Origin of the sequence: Prevotella sp. oral taxon 306 str. F0472 (genome assembly GCF_000257925.1) — a bacterium.
Taxonomy (GTDB): domain Bacteria; phylum Bacteroidota; class Bacteroidia; order Bacteroidales; family Bacteroidaceae; genus Prevotella; species Prevotella vespertina.
Genome location: NZ_AJIN01000066.1, coordinates 1 through 20352, shown reverse-complemented (window position 1 = coordinate 20352; position 20352 = coordinate 1). Strand labels below are relative to the sequence as shown.

17 protein-coding genes, 1 tRNA gene and 1 pseudogene are annotated in these 20352 nt (G+C 41.5%); 5 read left to right on the top strand and 14 right to left on the bottom strand.

The genetic code is table 11. From position 1 onward, the window contains the following. From HMPREF9969_RS12650 to HMPREF9969_RS10185, 11 genes and pseudogenes are all read right to left on the bottom strand, one after another. A pseudogene (locus HMPREF9969_RS12650) lies at positions 1-96 on the bottom strand (DNA-binding protein); the annotation flags it as partial. An 879-nt stretch (positions 97-975) separates the two neighbouring features. Continuing rightward, a tRNA-Gln gene (locus tag HMPREF9969_RS10230) sits at positions 976-1046 on the bottom strand. Between the two features lie 351 nt (positions 1047-1397). After that, a complete protein-coding gene (locus HMPREF9969_RS10225) occupies positions 1398-3146 on the bottom strand; it encodes a phosphoethanolamine transferase (protein ID WP_009435754.1) in 1749 nt (582 codons plus the stop codon). Between the two features lie 20 nt (positions 3147-3166). Beyond that, positions 3167-4984 carry an LTA synthase family protein gene (locus HMPREF9969_RS10220; RefSeq protein WP_009435758.1) on the bottom strand — a complete coding sequence of 606 codons (1818 nt, stop codon included), beginning with the start codon at positions 4982-4984 and terminating at the stop codon, positions 3167-3169. Positions 4985-5039: 55 nt separating this feature from the next. Then, positions 5040-6053, bottom strand: a complete 1014-nt coding sequence (locus HMPREF9969_RS10215) for a glycosyltransferase family 9 protein (RefSeq protein WP_009435746.1) — start codon at positions 6051-6053, stop codon at positions 5040-5042. Then, the gene (locus HMPREF9969_RS10210; RefSeq protein ID WP_009435756.1) at positions 6043-7167 is read right to left on the bottom strand and encodes a glycosyltransferase family 4 protein; all 1125 of its coding nucleotides are present in this window, start codon (positions 7165-7167) and stop codon (positions 6043-6045) included. The genes HMPREF9969_RS10215 and HMPREF9969_RS10210 overlap by 11 nt, the downstream gene beginning before the upstream one ends. Next, complete coding sequence (locus HMPREF9969_RS10205) at positions 7151-8335, bottom strand: glycosyltransferase (RefSeq protein ID WP_009435742.1); 1185 nt, start codon at positions 8333-8335, stop codon at positions 7151-7153. Before HMPREF9969_RS10205 ends, HMPREF9969_RS10210 begins: the two co-directional genes overlap by 17 nt. Further along, the gene (locus HMPREF9969_RS10200; RefSeq protein WP_009435750.1) at positions 8332-9288 is read right to left on the bottom strand and encodes a glycosyl transferase family 90; all 957 of its coding nucleotides are present in this window, start codon (positions 9286-9288) and stop codon (positions 8332-8334) included. Before HMPREF9969_RS10200 ends, HMPREF9969_RS10205 begins: the two co-directional genes overlap by 4 nt. Positions 9289-9302: 14 nt before the next feature. Next, positions 9303-10034, bottom strand: coding sequence for a 3-deoxy-manno-octulosonate cytidylyltransferase (locus tag HMPREF9969_RS10195; RefSeq protein WP_004382448.1), 732 nt, complete (start codon positions 10032-10034; stop codon positions 9303-9305). 21 nt (positions 10035-10055) lie between these two features. Further along, the gene (locus tag HMPREF9969_RS10190; RefSeq protein WP_009435745.1) at positions 10056-10946 is read right to left on the bottom strand and encodes a lysophospholipid acyltransferase family protein; all 891 of its coding nucleotides are present in this window, start codon (positions 10944-10946) and stop codon (positions 10056-10058) included. Continuing rightward, on the bottom strand, positions 10943-12226 hold the full coding sequence (locus tag HMPREF9969_RS10185; protein WP_232212672.1) for a 3-deoxy-D-manno-octulosonic acid transferase: 1284 nt from the start codon (positions 12224-12226) through the stop codon (positions 10943-10945). The genes HMPREF9969_RS10190 and HMPREF9969_RS10185 overlap by 4 nt, the downstream gene beginning before the upstream one ends. A gap of 176 nt (positions 12227-12402) precedes the next feature. Between HMPREF9969_RS10185 and HMPREF9969_RS10180 the strand changes: the two genes are divergently transcribed. Further along, entirely contained in the window at positions 12403-13035 is a 633-nt protein-coding gene (locus HMPREF9969_RS10180) for a hypothetical protein (protein WP_009435743.1), read from the top strand. Positions 13036-13353: 318 nt separating this feature from the next. Here the strand turns inward: HMPREF9969_RS10180 and HMPREF9969_RS10175 are convergent, their stop codons facing one another. Then, positions 13354-14814, bottom strand: coding sequence for an aminoacyl-histidine dipeptidase (locus HMPREF9969_RS10175; protein WP_009435753.1), 1461 nt, complete (start codon positions 14812-14814; stop codon positions 13354-13356). 47 nt (positions 14815-14861) lie between these two features. Beyond that, on the bottom strand, positions 14862-15896 hold the full coding sequence (locus tag HMPREF9969_RS10170; RefSeq protein WP_009435751.1) for a lysylphosphatidylglycerol synthase transmembrane domain-containing protein: 1035 nt from the start codon (positions 15894-15896) through the stop codon (positions 14862-14864). 77 nt (positions 15897-15973) lie between these two features. Between HMPREF9969_RS10170 and rsmA the strand changes: the two genes are divergently transcribed. The 4 genes from rsmA (at position 15974) to rsgA (ending at position 19027) form a co-directional block, all read left to right on the top strand. After that, on the top strand, positions 15974-16777 hold the full coding sequence (gene rsmA / locus HMPREF9969_RS10165) for a 16S rRNA (adenine(1518)-N(6)/adenine(1519)-N(6))-dimethyltransferase RsmA (RefSeq protein ID WP_036895661.1): 804 nt from the start codon (positions 15974-15976) through the stop codon (positions 16775-16777). Positions 16778-16782: 5 nt separating this feature from the next. Further along, positions 16783-17259, top strand: coding sequence for a GAF domain-containing protein (locus HMPREF9969_RS10160; protein ID WP_009435755.1), 477 nt, complete (start codon positions 16783-16785; stop codon positions 17257-17259). Between the two features lie 78 nt (positions 17260-17337). Next, positions 17338-17898, top strand: a complete 561-nt coding sequence (gene frr / locus HMPREF9969_RS10155; RefSeq protein WP_009435748.1) for a ribosome recycling factor — start codon at positions 17338-17340, stop codon at positions 17896-17898. A 184-nt stretch (positions 17899-18082) separates the two neighbouring features. Then, entirely contained in the window at positions 18083-19027 is a 945-nt protein-coding gene (rsgA, locus tag HMPREF9969_RS10150; protein ID WP_009435757.1) for a ribosome small subunit-dependent GTPase A, read from the top strand. 845 nt (positions 19028-19872) lie between these two features. On the opposite strand, the gene HMPREF9969_RS13080 is transcribed toward rsgA, so the two are convergent. Further along, the coding region (locus tag HMPREF9969_RS13080; protein WP_009435744.1) for a histidinol phosphate phosphatase at positions 19873-20352 on the bottom strand (480 nt) is incomplete at its 5' end.

Sequence of the window (20352 nt, the reverse complement as noted above, 5' to 3'; positions counted from 1 at the left end):
AATAAGACGGGAGGTGCGCTCAACATACTGCTCAATACGATTGAGCTTGTCTATCAGTTCTTGATAGGCTTGGCTTTCTACTGCGATTATTTCCATCAGCGTAATCGTTTGGTTTTAATTGTTACATGTTCTATTCCAAGTTCACTGACTAACTGTGAAAGTCTTCTGAATGCTTCCTCAGTAAAAACCTCCAGATGAATTTCTGCTATAGGTAAAGGACCGGGCTGCCCATTACGTGCAAGAAACTCAAATATTTTGGTAGACTGGATGCCCACCTTTGAAGCGTACATCAGAATTTGTTCAAGGGTCATTGCTGTCTTCCCTCTTTCCCAGCGTGAGATCCGACTCTTTGTTAGTAACGGAATACACAGTGTACCAATAAATATAACGAACTAAATCTAAAACATCTTATTATTCTTATATCTTTGTATAATTATTATTGTCTTGTAAAACTCCAGTGCAAGGTGCAAGTCCCTTTATATATAAGGGCTTGCACCTTGCACTGAAAAATGTAGCAGTAAAATCTCTAAATATTTATGGCACAAAGATTTGGAGATGTAAACAAAAAAATCTAACTTTGTATTCCGAGAATGGGAGTGAGCGTGCTTTCAACAGATAGTCAAAATAGCGGTCATAAACCAGTCAGTTTGCTGCTACATTTCTGCTACAGAGACTGTCAGAACAAAAAGGTAAATATTTAGCTAACAGCGATAAGGACATATCATGGATTAGTTCAGGCTGGTCCACAACAACCAATCAGCAACTTAGAACTAACATCTAAGTTGCTGATTTTTCTTTTATAAGCTCCATCGAGAAATATATTCTTCTAGACCAAAAACAATTATGTTTACGTGCCAAGGCTATGATTATAAAAGAGTAGGAACAGTCTATCTCTAACTACAAACTAACGTATATAATGAAAGAAGGAAATACACAAAAACAAAAAAGAGATAGATAACTCTATCTCTCTAAGCGTTGGGATACCCGGATTCGAACCAGGAATGACAGGACCAGAATCTGTAGTGTTACCATTACACCATATCCCATTAATAGCTAACTCATTGCTGAATTGCGGTTGCAAAGGTAGTGTTTTTTATTTAAACAACAAAACTTCTCTAGACTTTTTTATCGAAAAGAAGCAATTTAAGAAATACATTATATGAATTGACGGAAGGACATATGCGAGGCATAAATCAAATTAGTACTCATCTTGTTAAGACTTTTGTCTACTCTTCACCTTACATATATTCGCTTAACAAGTCATATAACAAGCCCATACCACCTATAATTATAGGTGCGCGGGGGAAGGTGAAAACAAAAAGAGATGGAACCTTGCCCATATTGTGCGAAGCCCCATCTCTCTTCTTAAAAACTATGTTTCCTTTACATATGAAATCTTACGGTCGCACGATGTTATCGTAATTATACTTGTCATTAACTATGCGCTTCCCACAAACATAATCCTTACTCAAGATGTCGTGCTTAGCAGAATAATATGGAGAAGAGGTTAAACCACCAAGGTCAAAGAGCATTTGACAGATATCATCGGTCATAAAAGGTTTAGAAATCGATGCTTTTATTTGCTGCACCTTGTTAGGGTATTTCTTCTTAAAAACATCAGAGAACCAAGCAATCATAGGTACACTATACTGGTAATAAAGCATATTTTTCAAGTCATCACTGCCCTTTCGTCCAGCACTAGCCCTATAATCATAGACTTCTTCACCATGATCAGAAACATAAATCACCACTGCATTTCTATGAGCATATAGACTGACTATCTGCTTCATCACATAGTCGTTATATAATGTAGCATTATCATATTCAGCAATACTCTTCCTCATCTCCTCTGTCATCCATGGTTCCTTCCGCCTAATACTATCAGCAGAGAAATGGTTAAATTGCCTATCAGCAGGATAACGCTTAACAGCTTCTATATGCTGTCCCATGAGATGGAAGATAGTCAGAGCATGGCTATGTTGCTCCTGAAAATCACGTTTATATCTATCAACTAATTGTCCATCATACTCAAAAGAATTGTTGTTTGTCCTATCATAGCATACTTTCAAGACACGTGGTGCATAAAGATAACTGTTCAAAGCAAAGGTGAATGTTGCTCCAAAAGCAAAGGTTCTTTGATTATCATACATACTGACAAAATAGCCGGCTCGCTTGAATACGGCTGTTAATGGTGGGCGTTCGCTCCATCGAACACCATCTTCAAGACTATTCGTACTTATCAGATTGCGCATTACCTTGGTTGTAAAATTATATGGAGAGACGGCATTTGTGAATGCAACTAACCGTCCCGCTTTCTTCTCATGTAATAAGAAAGGAGTAGTATTAAGTCCATATCCATACACAGAAGCATGATCTTTTATATACGATTCACCGATCACAAAGACGATATTCAACGAATCCTTTGCTTCAACATCACTCTTTGTTGACTTCACATTTTCTGCTAATAGTGCCGTTCCTTCCATTTCTTTCTTAGCCAGATGTGAATCATAAAGAGCCACAACCACCCTTGTCAGCGCATCGCTGGGGTAACTCATGTGTAGATTCCAAACAGAGACGTCATCTGGATTCTTGCACTGGAAGAGACCTATATAACAATAAGAACCAATCACACCAACAGTGAGCATTATCCCAGAAAACACTGACAATATACGGAAAGGACGTTTTCTTTCTAAATATAATGTACCTTTCGTCCTCTTCTTCTCAGCTATTACAACAAGTACAACAAAGACCACTGTCAATGCTGGAATAACCCATGCTGTACTCGTGTGCAGCAATGAATGTAAGAACTCCGAGCTCTCTTCTGCATTCGTCTCAGCTAGTAGCATCAATACGCTGGGGGATATTTCTAAGTCATAGTTAACCTTCAATGAGGCATTAATAAAGAATAAGATGAAGGCTACGATATAGATCAGCACTTTCACCCACGAGCGTTTACTCCATGTGACGATAGCGGTTGCGATATAAGCATGCAAGTAGATTACGAAAGCACGCGCATAGATATTCTGAGTTATAGAACTCCATCCTATCAATACGATATAACTGATAAATAAAGGCCATTGAGTAGTGATTGGCACTACCCAACGGCATGAAGAGATGTAATTTCTAATCTTTTGTATGAGATTCATAACATGATTCTGTATTGCTATTAACGCTTTGCCATATCGTGATACAGGGTCTGCAAAATGGCTTTACCGATGTTTATGCGTCGCTTGTCATTCCCATAAATAGCTCGTTTACTTACGTTGTCATAGACAGTACAGCCTGTTGAATCACAGAAATTGAAGCCATTATTAAAGGTATTGAAGCCAAACGGATAACGATAAGTATTACCCATTACATCACGACTAAAGGTGAAGTCTTCATGAGGAATACCCATTTGACCTAAGACAGTAGCAGGAAGGTCGGTCTGACTTATCAGTTTATGGATACGCTGAGGATGCTTAATAGCACCGCCCATCATCAAGAATGGAATGTAAGGGAACTTCGGTGAAGCAATCTCACGCCAGTTAAATCCATGATCAGCAACCACTACGATGAGTAGATTCTTCCATGCTGGAGTCTTCTTCAACTTATCTATGAATGTTCCAAAGCACTGATCCGTATATGCGAAAGCATTGTATTTCTTATCCTTCAAACGGTGATAAGGCACATCAAACGGGTTGTGAGAACTGATGGTTAAGAAGGTAGTGTACCATGGACCAGACTTCTCCTTATCACGACGAACAATGTCATTATACAACCAGTTAAAGGTTACATGGTCTGGTACTCCCCACTTAGTTGTTCTGTCAGAAGTGGGGAAGTCATCCTCTGTCACTAACTTGTCATGCCCCGAATCAAGGAAGTATTCAGACATATTAAAGAATGACACGTCGCCTCCATAGAGTGCTTGTGTCTGATAGCCATACTTCTTCAGGGTCTTTGGTAAGCCTGGCAAATGTTTAATCTTATGTGTAAAACGCATGATACTTGTCGTTGGTTGCCCCAAATAACCACTCACTGCACACACAATACCACGGTCTGTTCGGAAGCTACCACAATAACAACTATCGAAGACAACACTCTCTGGCAAGAGGCGATTGATGTTTACCCCAACATCTTTCATACCTCCTAAGCCTTCGATGAAACATGAGCCAAAGCCCTCAAGAACCACTACTAATACATTAGGACGTGATGTTTTGATGAGTTTCTCAGTACTATCAGCCTTTGTAGGGAATAGACCATCATACAACTTAGCCCTAGTCTTCTCATCGAAAGCATCAAACTCCTTGTAGTCGTCCTCCTCCTTCTGAAGACTGTACATAAGGTTGAAAAATGGATTCAAAGCTGCATGATTATAGAATGTGACATTGCTATAAAACGCACGACCTGGCGTATTTGGCCATATTCTTAAACCACGAATCATAGCAAACAAGGCTCCCCCTATCACAACAAAGAGGACACCACGCAACCATGGATTTGTCTTTATCTTTCCTAATTGTACTTTCCATAAAGGCCATGCAAGCAGGGCGTATGAGATAGCAGATAGTACGATCCACCCGAGCAGACGTACAAGCAGATATCCTACTGACACACTCGCAAAGGCATCCTTTGGGTCATTAAGATAAAAGAACGCCATCCGATCGAGCTTAAACTCCCAAAACTCATACAACGAAGCATCGGCTAATGCACCCAATGTCAGTAATATGGAGATAATGACGAGGTAGATGTTTAAACTCTTCTTAATAGGGAACTTCGCCCATGCCCATTTGATACCAAAGAGCAAAAGAGGTATTGCCATCATATAACCCACCGTTGCCATATCAATGGCAAAACCATGTACATAAATCTCCAAGATGTCATGGAATGATGGAGATAACTTTCCGAAGCCATGGTTATAAATGAGGAATAACGGCTTCTGAATACCTAAGAAAAACAAAGTAAAGGCTATAAACAGCCACAATAATATTGAAAGATCTTTCTTCATAATCAATTTTTTCAGTCTATCTAATAGATGTTCTTATCTTTATCTATACGTTATATCACTTCTTATCGTTCGTCCTTATCACATTCATCAACTTATCTACAACTTGCGATGGGGTTAATGTCGTCATGCAATGGTAATCACCTTTTGCACACTCATCTGCCCCCGCTATCGTACAAGGTTGGCAATCACAATGTGTCAACAAAGCGTCACCTTCTTGCTGCTGCCAGCCTAAGAAGCCACAAGCGGGAGCTGTTCCGCCCCATATACTCACGACACGCACGCCTGCAAGAGAGGCTAAGTGCATATTGGCAGAGTCCATAGACACCATCACATCAAGCCATGCCATCAGTGCCAATTCCTCGTGTAATTGCAATGAACCAGCGATACATCTGACGTTAGCCAACTCTTTTGTCCATGACTCTAAAGTTACTTTTTCTTCTCCCCTACCGCCGAATAAGAACACTCTCACGTTCTCCGTCTGATTCAACAAGGCAATAACTTCTTGCATCTGACTGGCTGGATAGGTCTTATTCTTATATCTTGCAAAGGGTGCAATACCTATCCAATGTTCGTTCTCCGGCTTTGTTAATTGTAGAGGTAAGGTTGGTTTCTTATCGAACAAGCCATCGAACTGAGGTTCACAAGGTAGTCCTAATCGTCTAAAAACATCGAAGTATCGTGCTGTAAACTTACTCTCCGTGTACTTATGTTGATGTGTTATTGCATGTCGTTCACTACGTTTCTTGTCAAGCATTGCCACTCGCACGCCTCGCAAAAGATAGCGTAAATCAATCTTCCAAGAGCGCATCACGTTGTGTAAATCGGCTACAGCGTCAAACTTCAAGCCCTTAATTGGCTCTAAGACAGCCTTTCTGTCCTTCACAGGACACAGTGTTATATTCTCTGGAACATGGATGAAGAGCTTGGCACAAAAAGCCATCGTCAACACATAGAAACGGTGTTGTGGATAGGTTTTAGCCATACTATAGATAGCAGGGATAGTCATTGCAACATCCCCCAATGCTGATAGTCTTATCACAAGGATACGCTTGTCTTCTTTATTTGCCATACCTATTATATATATCAATCACCTGTTGGGCAACCTTCTTACCATCGAACTTCTTGACGTATTCCAAGCCCTCACAGATAGCCTGCTCACGCTGGTCACCACCTGGTAACATACGCTTTATAGCCTCAGCAAATGCCTTTGGATCATCTGGACTCACGTATAGACTACCCTTACCACCAGCTTCTTCCAAACAACTTCCCGTCGCTGCGACAACAGGGAGACCAGCTTCCATTGCCTCAATGATGGGTATTCCGAACCCTTCATAACGGCTCGGATAACCAAAGACAGCTGCCGAATGGTATAAAGCATGCAATGTTTCATCATCAATACCAGATAGGAGATGAACCCTACCAGCGACTCCAAGTTCCCTAGCTTTCGCCTCTATTCGATCGGCATAAGGGGTTCTTCTACCCACAATAACCGCATCAATACCTTCCAAATAAGGTAAGGCTTCCACTATCTCAAGGGCATTTTTGCGCTCTTCTATCGTACCAACAAAGAGGATGAAGTCGTTTGTGAGGTGATACTTCTCCCTTACCTTATGCTTTAAAGACACATCTACAGGAGCTGCAAAACGTGTACTACAACTCTGATAGATTACCGATATTTTCTCTTCGGACACCTTCCCATACTCTATAATATCTCGTTTTGTACATTCAGAGATGGCTATGATGTGTGTTGCCTCATTGATGGCGTTATAGAAACGACGAGTGTAAAGCCATCTATCAATGGGTTTGTACCATTCGGGATGGTGCAGAAAGATAAGGTCATGAACTGTAAGAATAGCAGGAACAACCTTACTAATACCCTTTGGTAACTCTGCATTGAGTCCATGAAAGACATTCACTTCATGCTTACGGAAGTCTTTTACCATTCCTTTCAACTGCCACCACCTTTTATATAAAGGGATGGATGAGTTTGTAGGAACCACCAACTCACCTTTTTGAGGTATAGAGATTGCTTTCAAAGCAGGCTTCCCCTCATCTGGAGAAAACAGCAAGAGACGATCGTTGTCAGCTATCAACTCTGACATATTACACACCAATGTCCGACCGTAATTGCCTAATCCCGTGGCATTACGTAATATCTTCCTTGCATCAACTCCTATCTTCATTTAGTATCCTCCTAACCATTTGGAGCCATGCAGCCCCTGTATTATCAATACTGTATGTCTTTGCTTTCTCAATCACTCGTAGCTGCATTCTTTTCCTGCGTTCATCATCTTTGGCAAGTGCAACTAACGCTTTGGCGTATGCTTCTTCATCGAATGGCTCTATCAGAACACCTTCCTCTTTGCTTGAGACAACAGCTGTAACTGCTGTGAAACTATTATACAGAATAGGGACAACGCCATTAGCTTGTGCTTCAGCTAAGACCAATGGCCAACCTTCATAAGACGATGTCATACATAAGATGGAGGCCTTGTCATAATACATCTTTGCCTGATTGGTCGGTCCTTCGAAAGCTATATTCTTTAGTTCAAGCGTTGTTGCCATTGCCCTTAGTGATGCGTCTTCTACACCTCCGCCAACAATCTCTAACTTCCAATCAGGTAGTTGCAGCTGTACGATCTTCCATATTCGTAACAAGCGATCAACACGCTTCTGTATATGAGCAAAGCGTCCCAAATAAAGGATGATCTTCTCTTTATCCAAGTTAACATCAGTTGGTAAGGGAACAGAATTGGGTAAGACACATACCTTATTATCGGCTGGTAGATTCAAGTTCTCCGTCAATCGATCCTTAAAAGACTGACAAAGTACACCATAAGCATCCGCCCAGTGATATACTTTCTGGTACTTTCTGTAATAATCCATATCCATTACCTTCTTCCATACCTGTAACAGACTCCTTTTAAAAGGATGTGCTTCACCAATAGCTACGGTAAGCCCCAACAGTTCATGGAACGGTGGATTGTGGAGGACAAAAACCATCTTTACACCTGTCTTTGCCTTCAACCAAGCAGCATAGCGTTGCTTCTGATAAGTCACAAGAATATCCACCTTCTCCCTTAATACAGCATCACGAATAGCCTTGGCAACACGTGGTGACCATAGGATATTACCCTTAGGAAGAGGTTTCACATCGAACAATCGCTGGAAACCCTTCGGATAGTTCTCTTGCAAATGGTTCATAACAAAGACCGTAACAGCGAATCCGTGGGAACATAACCAGTTGCCCACATCACACGTTACACGCTCTGCTCCACCACAAGGGAAGTCTTTTGAAAGGAATGCAATATGCACTTTCCGTCCATGCCGCTGGTTATCGTTAGTCATCATAGGTCTGTTAAGTCAAAGTATTTTTGTGCTACTGCAAGCTGCATAGCCAATTCTATTCTTGGATTTTGGAACTGCTTCACCCATTCATGGGCATGTTCTATGATGGTTTCAGCCTCTGATGGATGCGCAATATAGTACTCTATTTTCTCTATCAAGTCCGAGTAGTCAGGTTTTACCTCTATATAATGATAATCTGGAATAAGCCTTCCTTCCATGTACCAAGTCTCATAAATCATAGGTGCGGAGACGGCTACTGAATTAGAGGACATCACCCACTTGAGGTTCGTTGCAACGTCCATTCCTTCAATGCAAGCGACAAACTTATAATCTAACTGCTCCTCAATGCTTAGGAAACCCTTGATACTTTCAGGGAAATCTTCGTTTGGCTCGGCTTGAGACTTACCTATATTGCACATGGGATGATCCCAAAACATCTCGCAAAACCTGCGTCTGTGAGGACGAGCATTACACCATGTTGTCCTTGAGACAAGCATGTTCTTCTTTTCTACAAAAGCCTTCTCGTCATGCACGAAACGGAAGTGTCTATGCTGATCGAGCTTCAGCAAGACCGCATTCACATTGTCCCCTGCTATCGGACGGCTCTTTACAAACGCTGGTTGAGACGGCACATGTGTTACATCCCCATGCTCATATCTGAATCTACATGCCGCTGGGAAATACTTCAAGACACTATACTGGTCAAAGAAATAAGTAGAGAGACGACTCTTCTTATCGCCAAACTGCTTCTTCTTAAACGGGAACTTATATTGCCCAACAGTAGTTGCTTCATCTATATGAGTATGCTCTTGAAGTTTATTATAGTAGGCAACGCGATCCATAACAATCTCTCTTTCATCATGGCTAAGCCCTGCCATGATGGAAGAGAGACGTGGACGATAACATATCCGAGGTACGAATACGTAGTCCAAGATCTTCCCTATTGAATTACCCATAGGTGACTTCCTTTTTATTCCATTTCGCCTTTCATAATAGCCTCAACTCCCGCAATGTCTTTGTGGTTGTCTACAGAGAGTGAGCGACAATGGCAATTGTAGTAATAAATAGGCACATTGTTCTCGATAAAGCGGAAGGAATCATTCTCTTCTATCTTCTCTATAGGTCCACGAGGGGTCGTATGATAGAACTCCAAAGCCTTATGATTGAAAGCACCTACACCCACGAACTTATGATAAACATAATCCATATTGCCCTTTGGATATGGGATTGGACTGCGTGAGATAAATAAGCAACGGTTGTTATGACCTGTTACTATCTTCAAGTTAGTCGAATCAACGACCTCAACAGGGTTGTGGAAATCGGTCATAAGGTTAGACACATACATCTCTCCCTCACCTATGCTTGCAGGGATACACTGCGTGATGTAGTCCTTAGTCAACAATGGTTCATCACCATTCACCATGACATATAGATCTGCATCAACCTTTGTTGACACCTCGTAAAGACGCTCTGTTGCAGTGTCATGATCAGATGCTGTCATAACAACTTTCGCTCCGAATGATTCAGCGAGAGCCTTGATTTTCTCGCTATCTGTTGCTACATACACTTCACTGAACTGCTCTACTTCCTTGCAATGTTCCCACACCCAACGTATCATTGGCTTGCCTAAGATCAATGCAAGAGGCTTTTCAAAAAAGCGCGAAGACTCTGCTCGCGCAGGAATTACACATACGATATTCATTGTATCTATTATTTAGTACTTCTAATGAATGGCGTTCCCGTCCCTGTCAAACTTCCATCTGTTATGCGACCAAAGCCATAGCTCGGGTTGCTTACGGATGTTCTCCTCCATCATGCGGAGGTATTGTAAAGTATAAGGGAACTTCGTTTTATCATCTTGAGGACACACCTCCTTGAATGTCATAACATAGTGACCACGTCGCGGTTTCTCAACATGTAAGAAGAAGTAATGGGCATTTACATGCTTACCTATCTCTTCTCCTCCCACTGCATAAGCTGTATCTTGATGCAGAAACTGCGTCCAGTTATGAAGGTTCTGACTATTCGGACGCTGGTCAGATATGAACCCCACAAGGAACTGCTCATTACTTCTATACTTCCTTAAAAGGAATCGAATAGCCTCTTGTTGAGTGACAAGTGTTGTGTTAAAACGGCTTCGAATGCGTAACATCAGATCGTCCATCACCTTGTCTTTTACAGGTCGATATAATTCACAAGTGAATGCTGGTTGACGATAATAACACGATACTTCCTGTGCCCACTCCCAATTTCCATAGTGCCCAAGGAATAGGATTACAGGGCGACCATCAGCCGCTTTACGTTCTACCTCATCACCATTCTTCACCTCAACACGGCGCCTCATCTCTTCATCACTAACGTGCAGGAGTTTTACAGACTCTACTATGACATCTGCCAGATGACGATAGAATTTATTGGTGATAATGCCTACTTCCCTTTGACTTAACTCTGGGAATGACCTACTGATATTACCTGTTATCACTCGTTTCCGATAATGAATAACACGACTCAAGATGAAGTAAATGAAATCACTTATTCGATACAAGCACCAAAAGGGCAGCAAGGCTATACACTTGAGGAGACCGAGGAATATATAATAACGTACTTTTCTCATTGCTCTATGTTTGCACAAACCTTTTGAGTGAAGTTGGCATTTGCTTCTATGAAAGCCGTTGTACGACTCTTCACCTCCATCTGTTCCTTTTCCACTTTCACCTGATTGAACCAGTGACACAAGCCTTCTGGTGTTGTGACTATCGCTCCTATACCTCGACGAACCATCTCTTTCGGGGTTGTCTTACGTTCTATTCTTGGACCAAAAGCCACAGGTATACCATAAACAGCTGGTTCGATAACACTATGCAGATAGGCTGTAAAACCACCTCCAACGTATGCCCAATTACCATAACGATAGATACGTGAGAGCGAGCCAAGGATATTAACGACCAACACTTGTATATCGGTAAAGTCGGTACCTGCGGTACATTCCGTATATAACAACGATTTTGCTGGTATTTTTTCTTGTACTTCACGAAGGGTCACAGCGTCTATCTCATGTGGGACAACAAGGAACTTAACATCTCGTCCGTGCTCAATTAAAGAAGACACAAGCGATAAATCATTAGCATCACTCACACTACCAGCCACAAAGACAGGTGTATTGCCAGCACAAAACTTCTCTATTATTGTGTTTTGATAAGGCTCCTTGGCTATGCGAATAGCATTATCAAACAAAGGATCGCCTATCACTTCTGCATTATTAAAGCCAATCTTTGCAAGATTCTCCTTCGACCGTTCATCCAATACCATGAACTTGGTAAAGGCCTTAAAAGCCCTTCGGATGGGGAAGCCATACCACTTCAGAAGGTAGGAGCTATCAGCTACTAACATTGAAACAAGGTAGGTCGGGATTCTACGGGAACGCAATTCTGACAGGTAATTCATCCAATATTCAGAGATAGCAAAGACCGCCTTCGAAGGTTGCACAATATCTAGAAATTCTCTAACATTGCTTTTCATGTCCAAAGGAAGATAAAAGATATTATCAACCTCATGGCTTTTTTCGTTCTCATTCATCAATGCCATATAACCAGATGATGAAAAGAACGTGACGACACAACGGCGGTTATCGTTTCTCAATGTCTTGATAATAGGGCGGATAACATTGTATTCTCCATAGGAAGCAGCATGAAACCAAAGTACTTCACAACCATCTTTTACAACCTCACGACGTATGGTTGAAAGGAGGTTCTGTTGCCCCATTACAAAGCGATAAGCCTTTAGGTGTTTCTGTTGTAACCATCGTTGACACCGCTCACTCTTCCACACTCGGCGAAAGAATGTATTTATCAAGACGAGAACACCATTATATAAAGATGTGAATATGCCTACCACTGCTACCTTAAATGTTTATTCGCTCAACCCGTCAAAAGACCTTTCTTCAGTAATTGAAACGAGTATATAGTATATTGCAAAAGTACAAATAAAAAACCGAGAAAGTGTATATATATATCAAAAAAATTATATCTTTGCAGCCAGAAAACTAAAAGACAACTATAAAGAAGATTCTTATGAAGAAATTACTTACACTTTCGATTGCAGTAAGCTTAGCAACAAACATGATGGCTGTAGAGCCTAATTCAGATGGACTTGAGAAGGACAAAGCTGTTTACTTGGAGCTTTTAGGAGCCTCAAACATGGTGGGCATCAATTATGATCAGCGTTTCAACGAGCATACAAGATGGGGTTGGAGAGCAGGTGTTAGCTTTGCTTTCGGTAGCAACTCCAACTTCTTTGGTAACGATGGTAGTATTCGTTATTACTCAGTACCGCTGGAAGTAAACTATCTTCTAGGCTCTCAAAAGAACAACTTAGAGGTAGGTGCAGGTGCTAACGTTGGTATTTACAACTCTCACGATCGTGACATTCAAACCCTTGAAGGTCCTGTCACGCTCACTCCTGACCAACAGGCGCACCTGATAACACAAAAAACTATCAATGGGAAGACGATAACTTTCCTCGGTTATAACACGAGTCACAATCGTTTCGGATACTATTTCTTTGGTAACATTGGCTATCGTCACGTATCAAGCAAGGGCTTCCTCTTCCGTGTGGGTGTGAATCCTTCCTTCACATTGGGTGAGAAGAACGCTATTAAAAAGGCTGTGCTCTATCCTTACTTAGGCTTTGGTTGGGCGTTTTAATCCCCCACTGACTACAAAAAAAGCCTCCCCAAGCCCCTCTTGAAGGAGGGGATGTGCCTAACGGGAATTGGTTAGGATAAGAGGGAGAATTGCTTAATTCAATATTCAAAACTCATAAGTAAGAAAATAAGAAACGCCTTTCTCCATTGGAGAAGGGCGTTTCTTCGTATTGAAGAGAGCCTTTCTTTGCACCGAAGGAACGCCCTCTTTGTTTGCAAACAATGCTATTCACTCCCCTCCCCATTCGGAGACGGGCTGGGGGCGAGGCTTCTTCTCCTCTTTCAGTGAGGTCGGGTGAAGCTCTCAACAACCATTATCTTACTTCACAGGAATCTCCTCCAAGGTCTGAACTAACAAGTTCCAGAATGGCTCAGCAGTAGCGATTTCAAAGCGTTCCTTAGCTGTGTGAGGACTACGAATCGTTGGTCCAAGACTGACAACATCCATATTTGGATACTTACCAAGTATGATTGAACACTCAAGACCAGCGTGATCTACCTGCACAATTGCCTCTTCGCCGTTTTGTTCCTTATATACTTTTTGCAACAAGCTAAGGATCTCGCTCTGTGGATTTGGGTCCCAACCGCCATAATGGGCACTAAAGACTGTCTTCATACCAGCCATATTAAAGCAGCTTTCCAATTGTGTTGCGATATACTCCTTCATGTCTTCACGACTTGAACGAGCAAGGATCTTAATAGAAGCCTTTGTTGGTTCGATATTGATGATAGCGAGGTTTGAAGAGGTTTCTACCACATCTGGATAAGAAGGAATCATACGCAAGACACCATTGTGACAAGCATAAATAGCGTCGATGAGGTTATCTTGAATCTCAACCGGTAGAAGAGCTGCAGGCTTCTCTACGTCCTCTACGAAGAATTCTATATTATCAACAACCTCTATACCCTTATACTCGTCCTTGACAGCAGACCTCTGTTTCTCAACGAGTTCCTTAAGTGCAACGACATTAGCTTGTGGTAAGGCTAAGACAACTTCAGCCTTGAAAGGAATGGCATTACGCATGTTGCCACCCTGCCAACCAGCTAACCGAGCATCGAGTTCGGTGATTGCTTTGCGAACAAAACGTACCATCTCCTTATTAGCATTGGCACGTCCTTCATTGATTTCAAGACCAGAGTGACCACCACGAAGTCCCTTTAAAGTAACCTTTACAGCAGCCTCTTGATCATTCACAACCTCTTTATATTCAAGTGTTGATGTAATGTCTACACCGCCAGCAGAGCCTATAACGAACTTACCCCAGGTCTCTGAATCAAGGTTCATGAGGATATCTCCATGCAACTCACCCTCTGGAAGCTCGTTAGCACCAAACATTCCAGTCTCTTCATCACGTGTAATAATAGCTTCAACAGGACCATGTTTCAAGTCCTTATCCTCCATAATTGCCATGATAGCAGCAACTCCGATACCATCATCAGCACCCAATGTAGTGTTGTTTGCATACACCCAACCCTCCTCAATGTGGGTTACGATAGGGTCAGTCTCAAAGTTATGATTACTATCTGGAGCCTTTTGTGGAACCATGTCCATGTGTGCTTGGAGTAGAACTGTCTTACGATTTTCATAGCCAGCAGTGGCTGCCTTGCGCATTACCACATTACCACCAGCATCGACAAAAGCCTCTACTCCCACCTTTGCAGCAAAGTCTAATAAGAACTTCTGCACCTTTTCCATGTACCCAGATGGGCGTGGAATCTGTGTTAAATCATCGAAGTTTCTCCACAAGCCTACTGGTTTAAGATTTCTGATTTCACTCATAATGTTGATATTAAAAGGTTATTACTATAATTGTTGTTTGGCTTATATTATACATTTTCTATTGGTCGAGTGAGTTTGGCAGGACTATCCAATGAAACATAAGGTTTGGTAAAGTTCAATGCTACCCACGCATAAATGCCTAAGAGAATGACCAAAAGTGTTTGGATAGTATGCACTATCAATACAAAATAAAGTGCCTGATTGTCAGCAACACCATAAAGTATTAGCATTGTCTTCACTGCAAAATGCCAAGGTCCGGCACCGTTAGGTGTTGGGACGATAACGGCTATTGAGCCCACAACAAAGCTCACTAAAGCACAAGAAAGACCGAGATGTGCGGTTGAAGGAAAGCAATAGAACGTTAGGTAATAATGCAAGAAATAACTGCCCCATATCGCTATACTATAGAAGAGGAAGAGTGGGATATTCTTCACCTTCCTTAATGAACTAATGCCTTGCCAAATGCCACTTAGCATTTCTTTCACCTTATTATATATGGAAAGGCGGCGTAACACATAATAGAAAAGGATGAGAGAGGCAACACCACAGATGGCTGTTACAAACCATCCAGTTGCTGAAAACATCCCTAAAAAATCGTCAATTCGAGTCCCTGTACGCGAAAAGAAGTTAGAGAAAACACCAATCTGCATAACAAAGGCAATAGATGTTATAAGAATGACGATGAGCGTATCTACAGCTCGCTCGGTCACTACTGTACCGATAGCCTTTGGGAAAGCAACCTTATCATAACGATTCAGGACACCGCAACGAGCAAACTCTCCGATTCGAGGAATGAGTAAACTAACGGCATAAGAAAGGAAGATTGAATTAACACAAACTGATGAACGGGCATGTTCCCCGATAGGTTCTAGACTCTGCTTCCACCTCCATCCACGGAAAGCCTGCGCCAGAATACCAAAGGGAAGAGAGATAATCATCCACGTCCAATTCATCTCGTGCAAGAGAACATGACTAATGCTAGAGAAGTCGAAACCGCGATACATCCAATACAAGATGGCACTTCCAAGCAAAAGGGGAAGTACTATCTTAATGATATTATTGAACAGTTTCTTTGTATTCATATATTGAGCAAAGATAAGTAAAATGCTTTTAAAAGCAAAATAAAATGCCTATCTTTGTAGGCAAATACGTAAAAATCATGAAATTAGTCAAGCCCAAGAAGAATTTAGGTCAGCACTTTCTAACTGACTTAAGCATTGCTAAACGGATTGCAGATACTGTTGACGCATGCCCAGAGATACCTGTTTTGGAGATAGGACCAGGTATGGGAGTGCTCACACAGTACCTTGTTGAGAAGCCAAGAGTGGTTAAAGCAGTTGAAATTGATGCTGAGAGTGTTGCGTATCTATATGAACGTTTCCCAAAACTACACGAGAATATCCTTGGAGAGGACTTCCTTCAGATGGACTTGACACAGATATTTGATGGTAAGCAATTCGTATTGACAGGTAATTACCCTTATGACATTTCATCGCAGATATTCTTCAAGATGCTTGATTATAAGGACTTGATACCTTGCTGTACGGGGATGATTCAAAGAGAAGTTGCGCTCCGCATGGCATCAGCACCTGGCTCGAAGGCTTACGGGATATTGTCTGTCTTGATTCAAGCATGGTACGATGTGGAATACTTGTTCACGGTGGATGAGAATGTATTTAACCCTCCTCCAAAGGTGAAGAGTGCTGTGATTCGCATGACAAGAAACGATGTAACAGACATTGGTTGCGATGAACAATTATTCAAAAGAGTGGTGAAGACTGTTTTTAACCAACGACGGAAGATGTTGCGTGTAAGCCTTCGCCAGATATTTAATAATGGTAAGCCAACGGATGGATTCTATGAGCAAGACATCATGACGAAGCGTCCCGAACAATTATCAATACCGCAGTTTGTGGAACTAACCAACATGGTTGAAGAGCAATTAGCCAATTATCAACGATAGAACGCATGACAAGGAAAGAGCAATATGAGCAATTAATTCCGCAGATTGCAGGCTTGATAAAGGATGAAACAAACCTGGTTGGCATTCTTGCGAATGTTTCGGCTGCACTGCATGAAGCGTTTCCAGAACGATTCTTTTGGGTGGGCTTTTATCTTCAAGAGAATGGGAATATGTTGAGACTTGGACCTTTTCAAGGGTCAGTAGCCTGTTATACAATTCCTTATGGTAAGGGTGTTTGTGGCAAGGCATGGGAAGAAGGTCGCACACAAATCGTTCCTAATGTAGAAACATTCCCTGGTCATATTGCTTGTAGCAGTCGTTCTCGAAGCGAAATCGTTATTCCCATGTATGACTCTCAACGCCATTTTAGGGGTGTGTTAGACATTGATAGCACCCGATTTGATGACTTTAGTGCAGAAGACAAAGATGGTCTGGAACATATCATCCAACTACTGATGGCGCAAATAGAAGACCTCTTTTAGGAAAAGTAAAGTAAATTCTTGTGCATATCCGAATTAATTCCTATTTTTGTAACATCGAATATTTAATACTAAAGATATATGTTAGACGTAAAGCAGACATTAAATGATGCCAGCGAAAGAATGGAGATGGCAGCAATGTATCTTAGCGATGAATTGCAACGCATCCGAGCTGGTCGTGCAAACGTAGCCATACTTGATGGCGTACGAGTTGACTCTTATGGTTCAAAGGTTCCACTGAATCAAGTAGCCTCAGTCATGGTGCCTGATGCACGTACCATTGCTATTAAGCCTTGGGATAAGAAAGCTATTAAGGACATCGAGAAGGCTATCATGGATTCTGATGTGGGTATCACACCAGAGAACAATGGTGAGATGATTCGTTTAAACTTACCTCAACCAACCGAAGAGCGTCGTAGAGACTTGGTGAAACAATGCAATAAAATCGGTGAACGAGCAAAGGTTGAGATTCGCAATGTGCGTTCTGATATCAAAGACAAGCTGAAGAAAGCTATCAAAGATGGTCTATCAGAAGACAACGAGAAGGATGCTGAAGACAGCTTGCAGAAGGTTCACGACAAGTTTATCAAGCAGGTAGATGAACTTTTAGCAGAGAAACAGAAAGAGATTATGACAGTGTAATTGCCTCCCCAAGCCCCTCCGAAAGGAGGGGATGTCATAGGCTAAATACATCTCACCTTTATCTCATTCATACGAGAAGAAACAAGGAGTCATAATTGAAACTCATAAGCAATAAATTATTATTCTAACTAGCTTCCGTCAGGCACTCCCCTCCTTTCGGAGGGGTCGGGGGAGGCTTTTATTTATGCGTGGCTTAGTAATAAAGAACACTGGCAGTTGGTACACCGTAAAGGCGGAGAATGGTAAGAACATAGACTGCAAGATAAAGGGTAACTTCCGATTGAAAGGGATTCGCTCTACTAACCCCGTGGCTGTTGGCGACCATGTTGTCATAACGCCCAACCAAGAGGGTACGGCATTTATAACCGAGATTGAGGATAGAAGAAACTATATTATAAGGAAGTCGCCGAATCTTTCTAAACAGAGCCACATCATTGCTGCTAATATTGATCAGGCTTTCTTGGTGGTAACTATCAATTATCCTGAAACTTCAACAACATTCATTGATCGCTTTCTAGCTGGTGCAGAGGCGTACAGAGTACCAGTCACCTTGGTCTTCAACAAGCACGATTTACTATCTGAAGAAGAACTACGGTATCAGCATGCAGTGATGAAACTCTATGAGACTATAGGCTATGAATGTATCGAAGTACAAGCCACTAACGAAACTTCCAATGAGTTCAGTGTAGAGAAACTGAACCCCTTGTTGGCAAATAAAATCACATTACTAAGTGGGAACAGTGGTGTTGGAAAATCAACCATCATCAACGCTCTCCTACCCCACGTAAACCTTCGCACAGCCGACATTTCCGATGCGCACAACACGGGCATGCACACAACAACATTCAGCGAGATGCTGGAGTTGCCCGTTGGAGGTTATCTCATCGATACCCCAGGCATAAAGGGTTTCGGTACATTTGATATAGAACGAGAGGAGTTGACAAGCTACTTCCGTGAGATATTTAAGTTCTCCGAGCACTGCAAATTCTCTAATTGTACCCACACACATGAGCCCGGTTGTGCAGTCCGCAAGGCTGTTGAAGACCATTACATATCAGAAAGTCGATACAACAGCTATCTTTCTATGCTCGAAGACAAGGAAGAAAACAAGTATAGAGAGGCATTTTAAAGTCCATCAGAAAAACCTTTTTAGACACAATGACATAGTTTTTTAAGACAGAGAAAGCAAAGGAACGATCATATATTTTGTAGACACAATGACAGAAAGACATATTCTTTTAATGACATATTTTAAAGACAAAGTAGGGGGAAATATAAGGCGATAATAACATACTATATGTGGAAGGGAAACAAAATCCGTCAACGACGGATGATATGTCATTAAAAAATATGTCTTTCTGTCATTGTGTCTTAGAATCATTTGTTTGTTGCTAAATCACAATGACATAGTTTTTCAAGACATAGAAAGCAAAGAAACGATAATATATTTTGTAGACACAATGACAGAAAGACATATTCTTTTAATGACATATTTTTAAAGACAAAGTGGGGGGGAATATAAGGCGATAGTAACATACTATATGTGGAAGGGAAACAAAATCCGTCAACGACGGATAATATGTCATTAAAAGAATATGTCTTTCTGTCATTGTGTCTTAGAATCATTTATTTGTTACTAAATCAATTTGTTCTTCTGTTACTCTGTCTTCAAAGCCTTACTCTGCTTACTATGTCTTCAAAAATATGCTTACTCTGTCCCCAAAAATATGTCATTGAAAAAATATGTCTCTCTGTCATTATGTCTAAAACTATGTTACTATAACCCTATGTTCATCTGTTACTCTGTCTTCAAAAATATATCATTCTGTCTAAAGCCTCGTTCTTCTGTTATTTTGCCTCTCAAAGAGACGTAAAAAATTCTTCGCGAAGAAAATTAAAATTGTTCGCGAAGAATTTCGAATTTCTTCGCGAACAATTTTTTTGTTGTTTTAGCAGAATCTCAAAACTCCTTTATCATCCTTCTGCTACTGGGCCTGAAGACTCGGTTCCTTCTGCCTTCTTTTTCTCCTTCTTTCCCTTCTTTTCTTTCTTCTCCCTTGGTGTTACTTGTTCATACGTAACATCATTCAGAGTGAAATACTTCGCAGAAGCAAGGAACTTTATGACAGGTTTCTCGATATGCTGCTGTGCACGAAACTGCTCAACAGTCTCTACCGCCTTGCTCTTAAACGAGGGTGTCAACGTTCCCATGTCGCCAAACTCCACGATGTCACCATTGGCTACGATGTCACGGGCGGTTTCACTTGCAAGGTTCAGCACCGCAGCTACCTCCTGCGCATTAAAGGTTGTTGACTTAGCAATGCGTTCGCAAAAGTTGCGGAAGTCTACACGGTGCCTACCAGTTGGACGAGCAACAATAACAGTCTTTCCAGCCTGCTTACCGATGTTTAGCTTCTGCTCTCTCAAGAAAAATTGAATTGGTTTGTTAGCCAT